This is a genomic window from Mailhella sp. (genome assembly GCF_057866825.1).
Map to the genome: position 1 here is coordinate 7,720 of NZ_DBMAHT010000033.1, position 12,786 is coordinate 20,505.

Annotated in this window: 12 protein-coding genes and 1 riboswitch; of the genes, 7 read left to right on the forward strand and 5 right to left on the reverse strand. The window is 63.6% G+C overall.

The features are described 5' to 3' along the window. From ACZM96_RS05055 to ACZM96_RS05075, 5 genes are all read right to left on the reverse strand, one after another. The coding region (locus ACZM96_RS05055; RefSeq protein ID WP_489487758.1) for a hypothetical protein at positions 1-386 on the reverse strand (386 nt) is incomplete at its 3' end. A gap of 104 nt (positions 387-490) precedes the next feature. Then, positions 491-1,279: a hypothetical protein gene (locus ACZM96_RS05060; RefSeq protein WP_489487759.1), complete on the reverse strand. Its 789-nt coding sequence runs from the start codon at positions 1,277-1,279 to the stop codon at positions 491-493. Positions 1,280-1,446: 167 nt separating this feature from the next. Then, the gene (locus tag ACZM96_RS05065; protein ID WP_489487760.1) at positions 1,447-1,929 is read right to left on the reverse strand and encodes a cytochrome c3 family protein; all 483 of its coding nucleotides are present in this window, start codon (positions 1,927-1,929) and stop codon (positions 1,447-1,449) included. Between the two features lie 326 nt (positions 1,930-2,255). Further along, positions 2,256-4,154, reverse strand: coding sequence for a SurA N-terminal domain-containing protein (locus ACZM96_RS05070; RefSeq protein WP_489487761.1), 1,899 nt, complete (start codon positions 4,152-4,154; stop codon positions 2,256-2,258). A 61-nt stretch (positions 4,155-4,215) separates the two neighbouring features. Next, positions 4,216-6,156, reverse strand: coding sequence for an aconitate hydratase (locus ACZM96_RS05075; protein WP_489487762.1), 1,941 nt, complete (start codon positions 6,154-6,156; stop codon positions 4,216-4,218). A gap of 306 nt (positions 6,157-6,462) precedes the next feature. Between ACZM96_RS05075 and ACZM96_RS05080 the strand changes: the two genes are divergently transcribed. The 7 genes from ACZM96_RS05080 (at position 6,463) to thiE (ending at position 12,611) form a co-directional block, all read left to right on the forward strand. Beyond that, on the forward strand, positions 6,463-7,278 hold the full coding sequence (locus tag ACZM96_RS05080; protein WP_489487763.1) for an LpxI family protein: 816 nt from the start codon (positions 6,463-6,465) through the stop codon (positions 7,276-7,278). A 28-nt stretch (positions 7,279-7,306) separates the two neighbouring features. Beyond that, positions 7,307-8,686: a Na+/H+ antiporter NhaC family protein gene (locus tag ACZM96_RS05085; protein WP_489487764.1), complete on the forward strand. Its 1,380-nt coding sequence runs from the start codon at positions 7,307-7,309 to the stop codon at positions 8,684-8,686. Between the two features lie 10 nt (positions 8,687-8,696). After that, positions 8,697-8,800: riboswitch (TPP riboswitch) on the forward strand. Between the two features lie 55 nt (positions 8,801-8,855). Beyond that, positions 8,856-9,056 (forward strand): sulfur carrier protein ThiS, encoded by a 201-nt coding sequence (thiS, locus tag ACZM96_RS05090; protein WP_294485913.1) that lies wholly within the window; start codon positions 8,856-8,858, stop codon positions 9,054-9,056. Position 9,057: 1 nt separating this feature from the next. After that, positions 9,058-9,828: a thiazole synthase gene (locus tag ACZM96_RS05095; RefSeq protein ID WP_489487765.1), complete on the forward strand. Its 771-nt coding sequence runs from the start codon at positions 9,058-9,060 to the stop codon at positions 9,826-9,828. A 372-nt stretch (positions 9,829-10,200) separates the two neighbouring features. Further along, positions 10,201-11,352 (forward strand): 2-iminoacetate synthase ThiH, encoded by a 1,152-nt coding sequence (thiH, locus tag ACZM96_RS05100; RefSeq protein WP_489487766.1) that lies wholly within the window; start codon positions 10,201-10,203, stop codon positions 11,350-11,352. Between the two features lie 2 nt (positions 11,353-11,354). Beyond that, positions 11,355-11,963 (forward strand): sulfur carrier protein ThiS adenylyltransferase ThiF, encoded by a 609-nt coding sequence (gene thiF / locus ACZM96_RS05105; RefSeq protein ID WP_489487767.1) that lies wholly within the window; start codon positions 11,355-11,357, stop codon positions 11,961-11,963. Between the two features lie 9 nt (positions 11,964-11,972). Continuing rightward, complete coding sequence (gene thiE / locus ACZM96_RS05110; RefSeq protein ID WP_489487768.1) at positions 11,973-12,611, forward strand: thiamine phosphate synthase; 639 nt, start codon at positions 11,973-11,975, stop codon at positions 12,609-12,611. Positions 12,612-12,786 lie beyond the last annotated feature (175 nt).

Sequence of the window (12,786 nt, forward strand, 5' to 3'; positions counted from 1 at the left end):
ACGGCAAAGGTGCCGTTCATGCTGTAGGGCACGGGCGTAGCCGCTCTTCCGGCCACCAGGCTGTTCCAGCGGTTTTCGTTCTCTTCAGCGCGGCGGGCAAGCTGCTGCTGTTCGCGGCTGGGGCGCGGCGCGGCGGCGCGCTTTTCCGCGCGCACGGTGGCGTCCACGGCTTCCGCCCGGTTGTGTCCGGCCTTCACGCGCACGGTCTTTTCCACCTTCGGACGAGCCTGGGCTTCCGGCGCGACATACTTATGCACACTGCCGCAGGCGCGGCATTCCACCTTGACCGGCATGCCGTCGAGGCATGCCATGACGACGTGGCCAGTGATATCCTTGCAGCGCGAGCAGCGCGCCTCGATAATCTGGCCTGTGACAAAGGAACTCATGAAACGAAAAACTCCAAATGGATTTTCAGTGCGGGCAGACCCGCACCCGACATAGTATTCTGAGGGTCCGAAGACCCGCGACCGCATGGCGGCCGAAATATTTTCTACCGGGCCGAGCCCGAAGATTCCGCACGCATGGCGGCTATTTCCTCTCGTATGACGCGGGCTGCGGCCACGGCGGCCTGATGCTCGCTCTGCGCCTCCCAGTCCTGCACGCGCTTCTCAAGCGCCTCAAGGCGCGCCTCAACGCCGCTTTCTTCCGCTCCGCCCTCTTCCTGTTCCGGCTGGGAAGGCAGACGGGCGTCCAGCATGCGGCTGACCATTTCTTCCATGTTGAGCCGCACCGACGCGTCTTCCAGAAACATGGAGCCCACATGAGCGATCTGCTGGCTCAGGGATTCCAGATTTTCGCCGAGCTCCGCATTGGCTTTTTCCAGCGCCGCAATTCTTTCTTCCAGGCGCTGAATCTCGGCCCGATAGTCTTCTTCCGCAGCCGCAAGGCTCTCGACGGGGCCGCCCTGCGCTTCGGCGTTGTCCTGCGCTTTTGCGTCATCAGCTTCGGAAAGCGCCAGACGCTCCTCATCTTCCGATTCCGGCAGGTCCGCCGTCATCTCCGGCTGCGCGGTCTGTTCCGTGCTCTCCGGCTCTTCTTCCGCCGCGTCTTTCTTTTCCGAAACGACGTCGTCCTCATCGAGAAGCACGACATCGTCGCCTGCCGCTTCCTCTCCGGCGTCTGTCGAACCGGCCTCAGCGCTTCCGCGCTTATCGGAGTCGCCGGCGAAAACACCTTCGCTTTCCTGCTCCGCGTTGTTCTCCGGGGCGGAATCTCCCACGATATCCAAAAGTTCAATGACCTCTTCAGACTGTTCAGGAGAAAGCTTTTCTTCTTCCATGTTCCCCTCTTGGCGGTAACTGAAAAATGCGGGTCACAGATATACAACTAAAGGCGGGGCTTCCGCAAGGCCAAAAAAAGCCCCCTTCCGGGGGCAATACAAGGCCAGACAAGACTGACCACGGCTTGCCCCGCCCCTGCAAGGCGGGGCAAAACCGGGAAAGAAAACTACTTCTGCTTGGGATGGCAGGCGGAGCCGGCGCAGGCGGTAAGCGCTTCCTTCTTTTCAGGACGAGTCTTCACAACCTGCGTGTGGCAGCCGAGGCAGGAGTCGGCCACATGGCCCTTGCCGTAAATTTCGCGGTCATGCACGATCTTGAAGTAGCTGCGTTCCGCCTGCTTGTCTTCAGGATTGTGGCAACCGGCGGTGCCGCACTTGAACTTGGGAGTCGTGCCGGCAACCTTGTGATGGCAGACGGCGCACTGCTGTTCCGTATCGACAGTCAGCGGGGGGAAGTGGGCGGGCATGCTGGTATGGCAGGCCGTGCAGTCCTGGGTAGTATGGATATTGTGATCGAAATAAACGGGCTTCTCGGTCAGATCCATCTTAATGGGCCCGGCAGGGATATGTGCGAACTGCGCGGCGCCGGCCGGCAGAGCCAAAGCGGCGACTATCAGAGCGGCGGAGCCGAACGTCAGCAGCTTTTTCATAGGGTGACCTCCTCCTGGTCTTTACACGAAACCAAAGCTCACGCTGCAGAGGCATAAGCAGAATTACGTTACTGCCAAAACAGAAATAATGTCAAGAGAAGCCGTTCAAACAACGGCTCTCTTTCCGGCGACAACCAATGATTATCTTTCGGTTCCGCCCGGCGGCGTCCGGTCTGCGGGCGAAGGCATTTTTCCCTCCGACGACCCCGGATTCCGGACTCTGCAAGCCGAGAAAGGCGCGCAGCGCGACCTTGCTCTGCCAGCATACGCTTCTGCGCTCCAAAAAGCAAAAGGGCCGGAACGAAAATTTCGTTCCGGCCCGAATCTTACTTTTTCGTCTTGGCCAGGAGCGGCGAATTGTACATCTTCACCTTGGCCTGCGAGCCGAGCTGGGTCAGATAGACCTGATACACCAGATTGGCCCGGTCGTTCGTCATGCGGGCCTGCATGTCCTGCGCGGCGGCCTTCCATTCGTCTTCCGAAGGAGCCTCGATGGCGGACACGCGCGCCAGCACGGCGCCGTCCTGCACGCGATAGGGGTCGTTGAGCCACGCGTCGGAAACCTTCGGCACGGCGAATGCGGCCTGCGCGAGCGCCGGATCGGCAATGAGATCGGCGATGTTGCCGTCGCGGCCGAAGGGTTCGGAAGTCTTGATTTCCGCGCCTTCGGCGGGCTTGCCGTTCTGGAAGGCGGCACGGGCCTTGCGGGCGTCGTCCATGGCCATTTCCGCAGCCTTCTGACGGGTGAGGAATTCCACGATGAGGGGACGCACTTCTTCCAGAGGCTTCACGCTCTGCGGCTTGCTTTCCAGCACCTTCACCACCAGGAGCGCATTGCCGGACGGCACGGCGGAATCCAGCACCGTGCCCGACGCGGCGGCAAGAATGGTCTGCACGTCGGAATCGCGGATGTCGAGCTTCTGGCCCAGTTCCTCGGCGGAAATGAGTCCGGTGCTTTCGGCCTTCACGGCCGCCACGGACGCGGCCTTGGCGGCTTCGTCCATGCTCTTGCCGGCCAGCGCCTGCGCGAGAACGACGTCGGCCTTCTCTTCCAGACCGCGACCGGCGGCTTCGGTGGCAAGCTGGGCGCGCAGGCTGTCCTTCACTTCGTCGAAGCTGTGAGTCACAGCAGGCTTGTGCTCTTCCTTCTTAATAAGATGGAAGCCGAACTGCGTGCGCACGGGAGCGGACACCTCGCCGTCCTTCAGGGCAAACGCAGCCTTGGAGAACTCGGGCACCATCTGACCGGCGGTGAACCAGCCGAGATCGCCGCCCTGCTCCGCCGTGCCGTCCTGACCGCTCTTGGCCACTTCGGCGAAGTCCTCGCCGCCGCGGATGCGGGCCTCAAGCGCCTTGATCTGCTCTTCGGCCTTCTTCACGTCGGCTTCAGGAGCGTTCGCGGGCACGCGCACGAGGATGTGACGGGCATGAATCTTTTCTTCTTCCGTGAACTGATTCTTGCGGGCGTCGTAGGCGGCGCGAAGATCAGCGTCGGAAATGGAAGCGGGATCGCCCATGACGGCGGGATCGAGGCGGATGAACTCCACGTTCACGCTCGGCGGCACCGTGAAGTTCGCGCTCTGCGCCTCATAGGTCTTGGCGACCTCTTCGTCGGAAGGCGCGGCCTTGTCCATGTGCGCCGAGGCCGGGAACAGAATGTAGTCCACGCGGCGGCGTTCGGCAGCGTAGTCGAAGATGGCCTTCACCGCGGCAGGATCCACGTAGGCGCCCGCCGTCACCAGGCGCTGAAGCTTGGCCGGAAGCATGGACTTCGCCTGATCCGTTTCAAACTGGCGGGGCGTGATGTGGTTCTTGCTCAGCACTTCGCGGTAGGTGTCGGCGTCGAACTTGCCGTCCTTCTGGAAAAAGGGAAGCTGTTCGAGCGCGGCACGCAGTTCGTAGGGGCTGATGGTCAGACCGGCGCGTTCGGCCTCGTCCTCAATGAGCTTTTCCTGCATGAGGGACTGCAGCACGCGCTGTTCGAGCTGGAAGCTTTCCAGCATTTCCGACGTGACGTTCGGAATGGAACGGCGCACGTTGTCTTCCATCATGGCGTAGGCGCGCTGAAACTCCACCTCGGTGATGTTCCGGCCGTTGACGGAAGCCACCAGACCCTTGGGACCGGTGTAGGATCCGATGCCCCAGAAGACAAAGACCACAATGATGATGCCGAAAGCCAGCTTTACGCCCCACGACTGGGCATTGGCTCTGATGCCGTCCAGCATGACGACTCCTTGCTTATTGTTGTATTGATGTTACGCAGCCGCGGACGGCTCGATGGTTCCTTTATCCGGCGCGGCGGGCGCGCACGGCGTTGAGCAGACCGCCGACCTTGAGCACGGCCCATTCCTTGTCGGAAAGGTCGTTGCGGACGCGCACGTCGCCCACGCCTTCCACCTTGAGCACGGCTTCTCCGCCGGCAGTCATGGAAGAAGTGTCGAGCGAGACGCCGTTGCCGAGCGCCATGCGGTCGTAGTCGGCCCCGTCAACGAAAATGAGCGGAAGGATGCCGAAGTTGATGAGATTGGCGCGATGAATGCGGGCAAAGGACTTGGCCAGCACGGCGCGCACGCCGAGATGACGCGGAGCCAGCGCCGCATGTTCGCGGCTGGAGCCCTGTCCGTAGTTTTCCCCGGCCACGATGACGCCGGCCTTGCCCGCGGCCTTCACGCCGTCCTGACGAGTCACGAAGCCTTCGTCGGTGCGGCTGAACACATAGCGGGAAATGGCCGGAACGTTGGAGCGCAGCGCGGTGATTTCCGCGCCCGCGGGCATGATGTGGTCGGTGGTGATGCCGTCGCCCACCTTGAGGGTGACTTCGCCGGAAAGTTCCGCGGGAAGCGCGTCAAAGGTTTCGAGCGCCACGATGTTGGGTCCGCGCAGAATTTCCACCTTCGCCCGCTCCTCTTCCGTGGCGGCGGGGAACAGGAAATGATGACGGCCGTCCGGCACGCGGGCGGGGAAATCGGGATGCGCGGGCGCTTCGCCCCAGGTGGCGGGATCGGTGAAGCAGCCGTGGATGGCGCACTGCGCCGCCGTGACCGGGCTCACCAGATACACCTGCGCGTCGCGGGTGCCGCTGCGGCCTTCAAAGTTGCGGTTGAAGGTGCGCACCGAAACGCCGCCGGACACGGGCGAGCTGCCCATGCCGATGCACGGGCCGCAGGCGCATTCCAGCAGTCTCACGCCGCTTTCCAGAAGCGAGGCGAGCGAGCCTTCTTCCGTGAGCATGGCCAGCACCTGACGCGAGCCGGGAGCCATGCAGGTGTCCGTTTCGGGGCAGACGCGGCGTCCGCGCAGGGTTTCGGCCACCAGATGCAGATCGGCGTAGGAAGAGTTCGTGCAGGAGCCCATGGCCACCTGATCCACGTGCAGCCCGGCCAGTTCCACCACGGGAACCACGTTGTCGGGCATGTGCGGACGCGCCGCCAGAGGCACGATGGAGGAAAGATCCACTTCCATTTCCTCGTCGTACTGCGAGCCCTCGTCGGCATAGAGCGGTTCCCAGTCCTGCTCGCGGCCCATCTGACGGAGAAATTCGCGGGTGCGCTCGTCGGAGGGGAACAGGGAGCCCGTGGCGCCGAGTTCCGCGCCCATGTTGGTGATGGTGGCGCGTTCCGGCACGGAAAGCGTGCTCACGCCGGGGCCGCAGTATTCAAAAATGCGTCCCACGCCGCCCTTCACGCTCAGGCGGGAGAGCATGTGCAAAATGACGTCCTTGGCCTGCGCCCAGCCGGTGAGACGACCGGTAAGCCACACCTTCACCACCTTGGGCATGGGAATGCTGTAGGGTTCTCCGGCCATGGCGAGCGCCACGGAAAGACCGCCCGCGCCCATGGCGAGGCAGCCCATGCCGCCGGCGTTGGGAGTGTGGCTATCGGAACCGAGAAGAACGCGTCCGGGACGGGCGAAGTTTTCCAGATGCAGCTGATGGCAGATGCCGGAGCCGGGAGCGGAGTACACCGCGCCGAAATGCTGCGCCGACGTGCGCAGGAAACGGTGGTCGTCAGGATTGCGGAACCCCATCTGCAGGGTATTGTGATCCACGTAGCTCACCGAAAGTTCGGTGCGGACGGAAGGCAGGCCGAGGGCTTCGAACTGAAGCCAGGCCATGGTGCCGGTGGCGTCCTGGGTGAGCGTCTGATCCACACGAAGGCCGATCTCCTTTCCGGGAACCATGTCCCCTTCCACGAGGTGGGCGCTGATGATCTTGTGAGCAATATTCATGGCAAAACCTTTCATGGCCGGCATTCCGGCCGTCATGCGCGCCTTTCGTGCAAAAGGCCGCAGCAAATCCGCGGCTCCGCCCCGGCCTGCGGCGCGGAGCTGTTCCCGGACATTTCTGGAAGAGCCCCATTTATACAAGGATAATGACCGGAGGGCAAGCGCCGATATGCCCGACCGACGCCGTCCGGCGAGCTTTTTCTGCGCTCTTCGCCGCGGAAAAATGCCCGGAAGGCGCCGCGCCGCGGTTGCGAAGCTCGAAAGATGCGCTTATACTGCCTCCGATTTTTTTCTTTATTCGGAGTTGTCATGGCAGAGAATATCGGCATCATCGCGGGCGGCGGTCAGTTTCCCCGCCTTGTGGCACAGGAGGCCCGCGCCGCAGGGCTCGGCGTGGTCGTCTGCGGATTTCAGGGGCACACCGATCCCGCCACCGCCGAGTGCGCCGACGTGTTTGAACTGCTCCATCTGGGCCAGCTCAGCCGCATGATCGGATTCTTCAAGGAACACCGCGTCTCGCGCGTGTGCATGGCAGGCTCCATCAGCAAGCCCAAGGCGCTCGAATTCCGCCCCGACTGGCGCGCCGCAAAGCTCCTCTTCTCCCTGAAGAAAAAAGGCGACGACGCCCTTCTGCGCGCCATCATGGCCGACATAGAAAAGGACGGCATTCACGTGGTGGCCGCCGTGGATCTCGCGCCGGGACTGCGCGCCCCGGGCGGAACCCTCACCCGCCGCGCCCCCAGCGACGACGAGTGGAGGGACATCCGCTACGGCTGGCCCATCGCCCGCGCCATGGGCTCCTTCGACATCGGTCAGTGCCTTGTCGTACGCGAAGGCATGGTCATGGCCGTGGAGTGCCTCGAAGGCACGGACGCCGCCCTGAAGCGCGGCGCAGAACTCGGCGGCGCAGGCTGCATCGCCATCAAAATGGTCAAGCCCGGCCAGGACGAACGCGTCGATCTGCCTTCCGTGGGACTGTCCACCATCCGCAATCTGGTGGAACACCATTACGCCGTGCTGGCCATTCAGGCCGGAAAAACGCTGTTCTTCGACCGCGAAGAAGCGCTCCGTCTCGCCGACGAACACGGTCTTGCCGTGGTGGCTCTGCCCGATGACTTCGCCTGATCCCGCCCCGCACCTTCAGGATATCGCCATGTCTTCCTCTTCGTCCGCAGGCCGCGTCTCCCGCGGCCAGATCATCACGCTCGGCCTCTTTGTGGGCGGCCTCGTCCTCTGCATCGCCGCCGGCCGTTCTCTTCTCTGGGCCCTCGGCTTCGGCGTGTTCTGCTTCGGCGGCTACGCCCGCAGCACGGGCATTCCTCTGCCCGAGGTGCTGCGTCTGCTTCTGCGCGGCGTGCGGCGCATTTCCAACATCCTCGCCATCTTCACGCTCATCGGCATGCTCACGGGCATCTGGCGCATAAGCGGCACCATTCCCATGCTCATCGACTGGGCCCTTACGCTCATCAATCCCACCTTCTTCGTGCTCTGGAGCTTTCTGCTCTGCGCCGCCCTGAGCACTCTCATCGGCACGGCCTTCGGCACCGTGAGCACTCTCGGCGTGGTCTGCATGCTCATGGCCCACACCGCCGGCTTCAACGAAGTGCTCGTGGGCGGAGCCATTCTGAGCGGCGTGTACGTGGGCGACCGCTGCTCCCCCATGTCCTCCAGCGCCGCGCTCGTCTGCGCGCTCACCCACACCGACATCTACGGCAACTTCAAGCGCATGCTGCGCAACGGCACCGCCCCCTTTCTGCTCACCTGCGCGGGCTACGCCCTGCTCTCCCTCTTCGGCCCCGAACACGTCATGCCCGAAGGCGCCACCGACGCCCTGCGCGAAAACTTCGTGTTCAACTTCTGGGTGCTGCTTCCGGCTCTGGCCGTTCTCGTGCTCGGCGTGCTGCGCATCAACGTCAAAATCGCCATGGCCGTCAGCATCGCGCTCGCCTTCGGCGCGTCCCTCGTCTTTCAGAAAACGCCCGTGTTTACCCTGCTCTCCGCCATGACGCTCGGCTACCGCCCCCCGCTGCCGGAACTTGCCATGCTCAAGGGCGGCGGCATGCTCTCCATGCTCAACGTGGCCGCCATCGTGGCCATTTCCTCCTCGTATTCCGCTCTGTTCGAGAAATCCGGCCTGCTGGACAGCTTCGAGCACATGGTCGAAGCGCTCGCCGAACGCATCGGCGCCTTCCGCGCCACGGCCCTGGTGGGGCTTCTCACCACCGGCCTTTCCTGCAATCAGACCCTTTCCATCATCCTCACCCGTCAGCTCTGCGCCCACGCCCAGCACAACCGCCGAGAAATGGCCATGTATCTGGAAAACAGCGTGGTGCTGCTCTCCGCCGTGCTGCCGTGGAGCATCGCCTTTTCCATGTGCAGCCTCACCCTGCAGCAGGGAGCCGTCATCATTCCCTTTGCCATCTATCTCTGGATGGTTCCCCTCTACTGGTGCCTGCGCTCCCGCAACGTGCATCAGTCCTGCCCAAGACCCATATTCCAGTTTTTTCTTGCAAAAAAACATCACCGGGATTAAAAACAGTTCGTTCACCAGCTAGGGGAGCCTCACGGCTGAGAAAGAGGATAATGCCTCTGACCCTTGGAACCTGATGCAGCCAGCACTGCCGAAGGGAAGCTCGGTTTCGTTGCAGAAACCTCACGTCCGCCCCTTTGGTGGACGTTTTTTTTATCCCAGCGAGGTTTCCATGCGCATCACCGTCAACGGCGAAACAGAAGAAATCACCGAAGGCCTTACCCTGCTCGACTTCATCATCGGACGCGGGCTCGACCCCGGCGTCGTGGTCGCCGAGCTCAATCGAGACATCGTTGCCAAAGACAACTTCGCTGCCGTACGTCTCAACCCGGGCGACAGCCTGGAGCTCCTGCACTTTGTGGGAGGAGGTTAACATGCAGCAGTCCGACAAGCTCGTCATCGGCGGCGTGGAACTCGACAGCCGCCTTTTCATCGGAACCGGAAAATACAGCGACGACGCCCTCATTCCCGCCGTCTGCGAGGCCAGCGCCGCACAGGTCATCACCGTGGCCATGCGCCGCGTGGACAAGGGCGGGACCGGAGTCATGGGACACATTCCCTCCTCCATGCGCCTGCTCCCCAATACCTCCGGCGCGCGCAACGCCGAAGAAGCCGTGCGCCTCGCGCGCCTGGCCCGCGCCGCCGGCTGCGGCAACTGGATCAAGATCGAAGTCATTTCCGACACCCGGCATCTGCTGCCCGACGGCTACGAAACCGCCAAGGCCACGGAAATACTGGTCAAGGAAGGCTTCACCGTGCTGCCTTACATCAATCCCGATCTCTACGTGGCCCGCGCCTGCGTGGACGCCGGAGCCGCAGCCGTCATGCCTCTGGGCTCGCCCATCGGCACCAACCGCGGCCTGCGCACCAAGGAAATGATCGGCATTCTCATTGAGGAAATCGACCTGCCCATCGTGGTGGACGCCGGCATAGGCCGTCCTTCGCAGGCCTGCGAAGCCATGGAAATGGGCGCGGCCGCCTGCCTGGTCAACACCGGCATCGCCTCTTCCGACGATCCCGTGGCCATGGCCTCCGCCTTCCGCCGCGCCGTGGAAGCCGGCCGGACCGCGTTCCTTGCCGGAGCCGGGGCCGTGCATTCCGGCGGAGCCGTGGCCTCCTCCCCGCTGACGGGCTTCCTGCGTTAGCAAAAGAGCGGCAGTTCCCATGCGGGAATCCTGCCGCAGGGCAAAAGACTCCTCCGTTCAGGCCGGAGCCGGTCTCAGCCCGTGACGCGTCCATGCTCCGCGCCGGACGCCGTAGTCCTTCTCCTGCGGCCTTCTCCGGCCGGAGCATGCTCTGCGCCCTTTGCAGACGTCGGCGTCCGCTCCCGGCCATGTCAAACTCCGGGCGATTGCCGAAAAAAACGCTCTCACCGCCCGCACCGGGACGCCGCGCGCGTCCTTTGCCGGGCGCTTTTCCGATTCCCTCTCTGCCGCGCGCAACGCGACGGCGGCAGCGCGAAGCCGGTTCGACATCCGCCGAACCGGCCTCCGACACCGAAATAAAGGCTCAAATTTATGGATACTCCTGTTCTGGCTGATACCTTTGCGCCGGGAGAGGCGCATTTCGACGAATGTCTGGCCGAATGGCCCCGCGAACGCCGCGCGGAACTGGCCGCCAAAGCCACGGAACACGACGTGCTCGCCGCTCTGGACAAGGACGTGCTGCGCCCCGAAGACTTCATGGCGCTGCTTTCCCCGGCTGCGGCTCCCTTTCTGGAACAGATGGCGCAGCGCTCCCGCGAAATCACGCTCCGGTTTTTCGGACGCGCGGTCAACATCTTCTCGCCGCTCTACGTTTCCGACATCTGCACGAATCACTGCCGCTACTGCGGCTTCAACGCCGACAACCATCAGAAGCGCCGCCACCTCACGGTCGATGAAGCCGCGGCCGAAGCCTTTGCTCTGGCCGACGCGGGCATAAGTCACATTCTTCTGCTCACGGGCGATGCGCGTCACATCGCCTCGCCCCGCTACATTGCGGACGTGGCCGAACGCATCAAGCCCCGCTTCGCCTCCGTGGGCGTGGAAGTCTATTCCCTCACGCTGGACGAATACCGCATGCTCATCAAAAGCGGCGTGGACAGCATGACCATGTTCCAGGAAACCTACAACCGCGAACTGTACGAATGGCTGCATCCGGCAGGGCCCAAGCACGACTTTCTGTGGCGTCTCAACACGCCCGCCCGTGCGGCCAAGGCGGGCATGCACAGCGTGGGCATAGGCGCGCTCATGGGTCTCGACGAGTTCATTCAGGACGCCTTCTGCACCGGTCTGCACGCCTGGTGGCTGCAGAAGCACTTCCCCGGCGTGGACATCGGCCTGTCCGTGCCGCGCATGTGCCCGCACGAAGGCAGCTTTGAAGTCAAGCACGGCGTGGACGACCGCCAGTTCGTGCAGTACATCACCGCGCTGCGCTGCTTCCTGCCGCGCTGCGGCATCACGGTGTCGAGCCGCGAGAGCGCGAACATGCGCAATCACATCGTGCCCATCGGCGTCACCCGCGTGTCGGCGGGCGTGTCCACGGCCGTGGGCGGCCGCGTGGTGGAAGCCGAAAACTCCGGACAGTTCGACATTTCCGATCACCGTTCCGTGCAGGAAATGACCCATGACCTTGCCGCGCTGGGCTATCAGGCCGTGGCCAAGGACTGGGAAGCCTGCGACTTCTAGCCATGCTCGCCGGCGTTCTTTCCTGCTTTACCGAAGAACAGCGACGGCGGATGAAGGCCGCCTGCGTGGGCATTGCCGGCGCGGGCGGTCTCGGCTCCAACGCGGCCATGATGCTTGCCCGTTCTGGCGCAGGACGCCTGATCGTCATCGACGGCGACAAGGTGGAGCCTTCCAATCTCAACCGTCAGCACTATTTTCCCGCCCACGTGGGACGGCCCAAGGTTGAAGCCCTTGCCGAACAGCTTCTGGCGCTGAACCCTGACCTTCGCGTGGACGCCCGCATGCTGTGGCTGAATCGCGACAACATTCCCGCGCTGCTGCCCGAAGCCGACATCTGGATAGAGGCGCTGGACAACGCGTCAACCAAGGCGCTCTTTGCCTCGGCGGCCGCGGCCGCGGGCAAGATCGTCGTGTGCGGCTCCGGCATGGGAGGCGTGGGCGGTTTTGCCATGCGCCGCCGCCGCATGGGCAATATCGTTGTGGTGGGCGACATGAAAAGCGACATCGCCGAACGTCCGCCCCTGGCTCCGCGCGTCATGCAGTGCGCCGCCATGCAGGCCGACGCGGCCCTCGAATGGCTGCTCACGGGAACAATTAAAGATTTACTTTAAGGATTCGTCATGCCCCGCATACTTCCCGGCGAAACCGACGTTTACGCCCTTACCGATTCCCGCCTCGCCCTCGGGCGCAGCGTGGAGGAACAGGCCCGCGCCCTGCTTTCCGCAGGCGTGAAGATTCTGCAGTACCGCGAAAAGCACGCTCATGCCGGCGTCATGCTGGAAGAGTGCCGTCTGCTCCGCCGCCTCACGCTGGAGGCCGGAGCCTGCTTCATCGTCAACGATCACGTGGACATCGCCATGCTCGTGGACGCCGACGGCGTTCATGTCGGTCAGGACGATCTTCCCGTGCCGGAAGTCCGCCGCCTGCTCGGCCCGGACAAGATCATCGGGCTCTCCACGCACAGCCCCGAACAGGCCCGGGCGGCCGTGGCTGCCGGAGCCGACTACATCGGCGTGGGGCCCATCTTCGCCACGCAGACCAAGGAAGACGTGTGCTCGCCCGTGGGTTTTTCCTATCTGGAATGGGTGGTCGCCAATATCCGCCTGCCCTTCGTGGCCATCGGAGGCATCAAGGAACACAACATCGCGGAAGTGACGCGGCGGGGCGCAAAGTGCTGCGCGCTTGTCTCCGAACTCGTGGGCGCTCCGGACATTGAGGAAAAAGTGCGCGCCGTGCGGGCCGCCATGCGTCGAGGCTGAGAGGGCTGCAAAAGCCCGCCTCCGCCGAATCCGGCACTATTGCGGCGCGCGTCCGTCCGGGCCCGCGCCGCACGTTGTTTCTGCCGAAAGCCGCGTCATCCGGCTCTCTACTGATCGTGTCCCCCGCCTGCGCTTGCGGCAGACAGGCAAAGCCTCGCGCCTCGGCCGACCGCCC